Source organism: Streptomyces sp. NRRL F-6676, assembly GCF_000725625.1.
Classification (GTDB): Bacteria; Actinomycetota; Actinomycetes; order Streptomycetales; family Streptomycetaceae; genus Streptomyces.
The window spans coordinates 82432-88781 of record NZ_JOHS01000022.1; the positions used below are offsets into that span (position 1 = coordinate 82432).

The following is a 6350-nucleotide window of genomic DNA, read 5'->3' on the forward strand; positions in this document are numbered from 1 at the left end:
CCCCCGTGGACACACTGAACGAACAACCGCAGGGCGCGCTCCGGGTGCTCAACCCCGCCACCGGGGAACTCCTCGCCACCGTCCCGGCCGCGAGCCCCGCCGACGTGGACGCGGCGGTCGCCCGGGCCGGGAGGGCACAGGAACGCTGGGCGGCCCTCGCCCCCGGCGACCGCGCCCGGCTGCTGCGCCGCTTCGCCGCCACCGTCGACGCGCACGTGGACGAACTGGCCGCCCTGGAGGTGCGCGAGGCCGGACACACCCTCGGCAACGCCCGCTGGGAGGCCGGCAACGTCCGCGATCTGCTCGACTACGCGGCCGGGGGAGTGGAACGGCTCACCGGCCGCCAGATCCCGGTCCCCGGCGGCCTGGACGTCACGATCCTCGAACCGCTCGGCGTCGTCGGCGTCATCGCGCCCTGGAACTTCCCCATGCCGATCGCCGCCTGGGGCACCGCCCCCGCCCTCGCGGCCGGCAACGCCGTCCTCCTCAAACCCGCCGAGACCACCCCGCTCACCGCGCTCCGCCTCGCCGAACTCGCCCTGGAGGCCGGACTGCCCGAGCACCTGTTCCAGGTGCTGCCCGGCCACGGACCGGTCGCGGGCGCCGCCCTCGTCGAGCACCCGGACGTGGCGAAGATCGTCTTCACCGGGTCCACGGCCGTGGGCAGACAGGTGTGGGCGAAGAGCGGGGACCGCCTCAAGCGCGTCACCCTCGAACTCGGCGGCAAGAGCCCCAACCTCGTCTTCGCCGACGCCGACCTCGAAGCGGCCGCGGCCGCCGCCCCGATGTCCTTCCTCGACAACTGCGGCCAGGACTGCTGCGCCCGCACCCGCATCCTCGTCCAGCGCTCCGTCCACGACCGCTTCCTCGACCTGCTCGCCCCCGCGATCGAGGCCGTCCGCGTCGGCGACCCCGCCGACGAGGCCACCGACATGGGCCCGCTGATCTCCGCCGCCCAGCTCGCCCGCGTCCGCTCCTACGTCGACCCCGGCGCCCCCGGCCTGCGCGGCACGGCACCCGAGGGCCCCGGCTTCTGGTTCCCGCCCACCGTCCTCACCGGCGTCGACGCCGGGGCGCGCGTCGCCGTCGAGGAGGTCTTCGGCCCCGTCGCCGTCGTCCTCCCCTTCGACGACGAGGCCGACGCCGTCCGCCTCGCCAACGCCACGCCCTACGGCCTGTCCGGCTCGATCTGGACCCGTGACGTCGGGCGTGCGCTGCGCGTCTCGGGCGCGGTCCGGGCCGGGAACCTGTCCGTCAACTCCCACTCCAGCGTGCGCTACTGGACCCCGTTCGGCGGCTACAAGCAGTCCGGCATCGGCCGTGAGCTGGGCCCGGACGCCCTGACCGCGTTCACCGAGACCAAGAACGTCTTCATCTCCACGGAGGGCCCCGCACAATGACCGCACAGCCTTCGGCACAGCCGTCGGACGTCGTCTGCCGCCGCCTCGTCGGCCGTACCGCCGTCGTCACCGGAGCCGGCAGCGGCATCGGCCTCGCCGCCGCCCGCCGGCTCGCCTCGGAGGGCGCCCACGTCGTCTGCGGCGACGTGGACGAGACCCGCGGCCGGGCCGCCGCCGAGGAGACCGGCGGCCTCTTCGTCCCCGTCGACGTCACCGACCCCGACCAGGTCGAGGCGCTGTTCCGGGCCGCCCACGACACCTACGGCTCGGTCGACGTCGCCTTCAACAACGCGGGCATCTCCCCGCCCGACGACGACTCCATCCTGGAGACCGGCCTGGAGGCCTGGAAGCGGGTCCAGGAGGTCAACCTCACCTCCGTCTATCTGTGCTGCAAGGCCGCCCTCCCCTACATGCGGCGCCAGGGCCGGGGCTCCATCATCAACACGGCGTCCTTCGTGGCCCGGATGGGCGCCGCCACCAGCCAGATCTCGTACACCGCCTCCAAGGGCGGCGTCCTCGCCATGTCCCGCGAACTGGGCGTGCAGTTCGCCCGCGAGGGCATCCGCGTCAACGCGCTGTGCCCGGGCCCCGTCAACACCCCGCTGCTGCGGGAGCTGTTCGCCAAGGACCCCGAGCGCGCCGCCCGCCGTCTTGTGCACATCCCGCTCGGCCGGTTCGCGGAGGCCGAGGAGATCGCCGCCGCCGTCGCCTTCCTCGCCAGCGACGACTCCTCGTTCGTCAACGCCACCGACTTCCTGGTGGACGGCGGAATCTCGGGGGCCTACGTCACGCCTCTGTAGTCACGGCGGCCCGCGGGTGTAGCGTCCCGGTCCCATGCGACTCCGACGAGCGATCACCCCCACGATCATCCGGACGACAGCAACCCTCGCCGCGGCCGCCGTCCTGGCGGCCGCACCGTCGGCCGCGGCGGCCGCCGCACCCGCGGACACGGCGGACAACATCCACGCGACCGCCGCCCAGGACCACGCCACGGCGGCCCGCGACAACTGCCCCCGGCTGACCACCGACTGGTACGGCGCCAACCGCGAACGGCTCCAGCAGGTCATCGACGCCTACGGCACCTGTTACGGCGGCCGGCACCACGGTCACCGCCCGGTCGCGGCGTTCGACTGGGACAACACGATCACCAAGAACGACGTCACCGACGCCACCCTCGCCTGGTCCCTCAAGCACGACAAGATCCTGCGCCCCGCGCGCTGGCAGGACACCAGCGCCTGGCTCACCGACGCCGCCGACCGCGCGCTCACCGAGGCGTGCGGCACCGACGTGCCCGTCGGCGCGCCCCTGCCGACCTCCACGGACACCGACTGCACCGACGAGATCTTCGAGATCCGCGAGAACGCCACCACCATGAGCGGCGCCGCCGCCTTCGCCGGCACCTGGAACCACCGGCGCACCGTCCCCCAGTACGCCTGGGTGCCGCAGCTCTTCGCCGGCCACACCGTCGCCGAGCTCTCCTCCTACGCCCGCCAGGCCCGCGCCGAGGCCCTGGCCGCACCCGTCGGCACCACGCAGACGCTCGGCACGCACACCGTCCCCGGCTACGTCCGCTACTACGAGCAGCAGCGCGATCTGATCCGCACGCTGAAGAAGGCGGGCTTCGACGTCTGGATCGTCTCGGCCGGCTCCGAGCCCGTCACCGAGGTGTGGGCGCCGGGCGTGGGCGTCGACGCCGCGCACACCGTCGCCATCCGGTCGGTCCTGGACCGCCGGGGCCGGATCACCACGTACAACACCGGCTGCGGCGACGTCCCGGTCAACAAGGGCACGGCCATCCCGTACATCGACGGCAAGCGCTGCTGGATCGACCAGGAGATCTACGGCATCCACGGCGCCGCCGCCTGGAAGAAGCAGAACCGCGCCCACCGCATCGTGATCGGCGGCGGCGACGCCGACACCGACGTCACCTTCGTCGGCGACGCGGTCGGCGCGCACCTCGTCCTCAACCGGAACAAGGCCGAGATCATGTGCCGGGCCTACGACGACGCCGACGGCCGCTGGGTGATCAACCCCATGTTCATCGACCCGCTGCCGCGCAAGGCCGACCCGTACCCCTGCTCGACGACCGCCTACAACGAGCCCGACGGCGGCCGGAAAGCGGTCCGCCGGGACGACGGCTCGGTGGTGCCGGACCAGAAGGACACGGTGTACGGGCCCGAGGCCGCGACGAGTTCCTGAGGACCGCCCCGGTGACCGGCCGGACAGGCTCTACAGTGCCGGAATGAGCAGTCCGCCGCCGCCCGGCTGGTACCGGGACCCGTCGTACCCGCTGGTGGAGCGCTGGTGGGACGGGACCGCCTGGACCGACCACCGGCGCACACCCGAGGGCCGGCAGCCGCAGCCGCCGGGGGTACCCGACGGCGGTCCCGTTTCCGCTTCCCGCCGCGGCCGGGTCGTCGCCCTCGTCGCGGCCGGGGCGGTGCTGGTGGTGTGCCTGGTGACCGGGGTCCTCGTCCTCGGCCGGGACGGCGGCGACAGTGGCGACGGCGACGGCGGGCGGGCCGGTGCCACGGCCTCGGACCCCGGCTCCCCGGCCGCCGCGCCGGGGAAGTCCACCGGCCCCGGAGCACCCTCGCCGTCCGCCACCGCCGACCCCTCGGTCGTCGTGGACGACCTCAACGGGATCACCTTCCCCGTCCTCGACGGCTGGACCCGTCCCGAGGACGTGGCCGAGGACGACATCGTGCTCACCACCCCCGGCAGCTATTCGTGCCCCGGCGACTCGATCGGCGTGTGCCGGCACGGCCGCGTGCTGTCCCGCACGGCCCGGGCCGGCGACGACTCGACCCCCGAGACGCTCGCCAAGGGCGACATCCAGGACGCGGCGGACGCCGAGTACGACCGCGACGGTGCCGGCGACCGCCCCTACGGCGGCGTCACGTCCCACCGCCTCGTGGGCCAGGGCCAGATCGCGGTGGCCGGCCGCGCCGGGTACTACGTGCGCTGGCGCGTCACCACGGCGAAGGGCCCCGGCGGCTATGTCGAGTCCCTCGCCTTCCCCTCCAGCACGGGCTCCCAGGCGCCGGTCCTCGTCCGCTTCGCGTTCGACGCGGGTACCGACGGGCCGCCGCTCGCCGACATGGACCGGATCACCAGGGGCATCCGCCCGGTCGGCGACGCGGCCGGGGACGGCGGAGTGGGCAGCAGCATCGGCCCGGGCGCGTAGCCGGCCGACTCCGGTCGGTTCCGGCTCGGGTCGGTTCCGGTCGGCTCAGAGGAAGGTGTGCCCCTCGCCTCGGTACGTCGGCACGGTCGCCGTGACGGTGTCGCCCTCGACCAGGTGCAGCGCGTCGAACCGCTCGCACAGCTCGCCCGCCTTGGCGTGCCGGAACCACACCTTGTCGCCGATCAGCAGATCGTCGGCGGGGGAGCCGAGGAGCGGGGTCTGCACCTCGCCGGGGCCCTCCTGCGGGTCGTACCGCAGCCCCTCGGGCAGATACGGCACCGGCAGCCGGTCCCGGCCGGCCGCGCCCGACGCCGGGTAGCCGCCGCCGAGCACCGTCACCACGCCGACGCCCGGCCGACGCACGACGGGCAGCGCGAACAGGGCGGCCGGACGGCCCTGGAACGAGGTGTAGTTGTCGAACAGCCGCGGCACGTACAGACCCGAGCCGGCCGCGATCTCGGTGACCGCGTCCTCGGCGGCCGTGTACTGCACGCTGCCCGTGCCGCCGCCGTTGACGAACTCCAGCTCCGGCGCGACCGCCCGCACCGCGCGCACGGCCTCCGCGCGCCGCGCGGCCAGCTCACGGCGGGCCGCCGACTGCATCAGCCGCACCGCCCGCGACCGCACCGGCTGCCCGGCCACCGCGTCGCCCACGCCGGCGATGTGTCCCTCGTACGCCATGATCCCGACCAGCCGGAAGCCGGGCGTACGGGTCACCGTGCGGGCCAGTTCGGCGAGCTGGGCGGGGGAGTGCAGGGAGGAACGGCGGGCGCCGATCCGCACCCGGCCGCCGAGGAGCCGCAACGAGGTGTCCAACTCCACGCAGACCCGCACCTCTTCGGTGCCGCCGGCGCGGGCGGCGTCGATCAGCCGGAGCTGGGCGGGGTCGTCGACCATGACGGTGACGGCGGCGGCCAGCTTCGGATCGGCCGTCAGCTCGGCGTAGGCGGCGCGGTCGGCGGAGGGGTAGGCGAGGAGCACGTCGTCGAAGCCGGAGCGCGCGAGCCACAGGGACTCGGCGAGCGTGTACGACATGACGCCGGTGAAGCCCTCGCGCGCCAGGACCCGTTCCAGCAGGGCCCGGCAGCGCACGGACTTGCTGGCGACCCGCACCGGCTTGCCCGCCGCGCGGCGCAGGATGTCGTCGGCGTTGGCGTCGAACGCGGCCAGGTCGACGAGGGCGAGAGGGGCGTCGAGAGCGGCGGTGGCCCTGTCGTACCGGGCACGGTCTGCGGCACGGGCGGTCATGCCCGAAGCCTGCCAGAAGTGATTACCGCAGGGTAGGGGACGTTCCGGACCAAAGCCCCTGGCATCCCGGACTGGTTCCCGTGGGGACGGGTTCAGCCCGTAGAGTAACGCGCGGTGAGGGGGCGACCCCCAGACAGAAACGGGGGAAGGGACCCATGAGCACGGAAGCACACCGCGCCCCGGTTCCCCCACACCCCCCGACCCCCTCGCGCCCGGGAACAGAACCGCGCACCCTCCCGGGAACCCCGGGAACAGAACCGCGCACCCTTCCGGGAACCCCTGGGGCAGCGCCGCGCACCCCGGGGGCCCAGGCGACAGAGCCGCGCACCCCGGGCGTCCAGGGCGCAGAGCCGCGCACCCCGGGGGTCCAAGGCGCACACACCCCGGGGGTCCAGGGGGCAGAGCCCCCTAGGGCTGTGGGGCGGAGCCCCGAACCCACGCTGGGGGCGAAGCCCCCCACCCAGCGGGGTGCAGGGGCGCAGCCCCGCGGGGGTCCCGGGGGCGGCCGCGGCGGC

The 6350-nt window shown here is 74.6% G+C and carries 5 protein-coding genes; 4 read left to right on the plus strand and 1 reads right to left on the minus strand.

Annotation, left to right across the window (positions count from 1 at the left end; all coding sequences use genetic code 11):
• Positions 1-5: 5 nt before the first annotated feature.
• Genes IO29_RS16355 through IO29_RS16370 form a run of 4 tightly spaced genes read left to right on the plus strand, consistent with a single transcriptional unit; the run spans position 6 to position 4587 of the window.
• Positions 6-1400 carry an aldehyde dehydrogenase family protein gene (locus IO29_RS16355; protein ID WP_030381919.1) on the plus strand — a complete coding sequence of 465 codons (1395 nt, stop codon included), beginning with the start codon at positions 6-8 and terminating at the stop codon, positions 1398-1400.
• The gene (locus tag IO29_RS16360; RefSeq protein ID WP_030381918.1) at positions 1397-2200 is read left to right on the plus strand and encodes a 3-oxoacyl-ACP reductase; all 804 of its coding nucleotides are present in this window, start codon (positions 1397-1399) and stop codon (positions 2198-2200) included. The genes IO29_RS16355 and IO29_RS16360 overlap by 4 nt, the downstream gene beginning before the upstream one ends.
• 34 nt (positions 2201-2234) lie before the next feature.
• Positions 2235-3599, plus strand: coding sequence for an HAD family hydrolase (locus tag IO29_RS16365; protein ID WP_030381917.1), 1365 nt, complete (start codon positions 2235-2237; stop codon positions 3597-3599).
• A gap of 43 nt (positions 3600-3642) precedes the next feature.
• Positions 3643-4587, plus strand: coding sequence for a DUF2510 domain-containing protein (locus IO29_RS16370; RefSeq protein WP_030381916.1), 945 nt, complete (start codon positions 3643-3645; stop codon positions 4585-4587).
• Positions 4588-4632: 45 nt separating this feature from the next.
• On the opposite strand, the gene IO29_RS16375 is transcribed toward IO29_RS16370, so the two are convergent.
• Positions 4633-5835 carry an amino acid deaminase/aldolase gene (locus tag IO29_RS16375; RefSeq protein ID WP_030381915.1) on the minus strand — a complete coding sequence of 401 codons (1203 nt, stop codon included), beginning with the start codon at positions 5833-5835 and terminating at the stop codon, positions 4633-4635.
• Positions 5836-6350 lie beyond the last annotated feature (515 nt).

What these genes read in the sequence shown, in the direction of transcription:
- IO29_RS16360 (WP_030381918.1), top strand. Translation starts at nt 1,397, where the DNA reads ATGACCGCACAGCCTTCGGCACAGCCGTCGGACGTCGTCTGCCGCCGC.
- IO29_RS16365 (WP_030381917.1), top strand. Translation starts at nt 2,235, where the DNA reads ATGCGACTCCGACGAGCGATCACCCCCACGATCATCCGGACGACAGCA.
- IO29_RS16370 (WP_030381916.1), top strand. Translation starts at nt 3,643, where the DNA reads ATGAGCAGTCCGCCGCCGCCCGGCTGGTACCGGGACCCGTCGTACCCG.
- IO29_RS16375 (WP_030381915.1), bottom strand. Translation starts at nt 5,835, where the DNA reads ATGACCGCCCGTGCCGCAGACCGTGCCCGGTACGACAGGGCCACCGCC.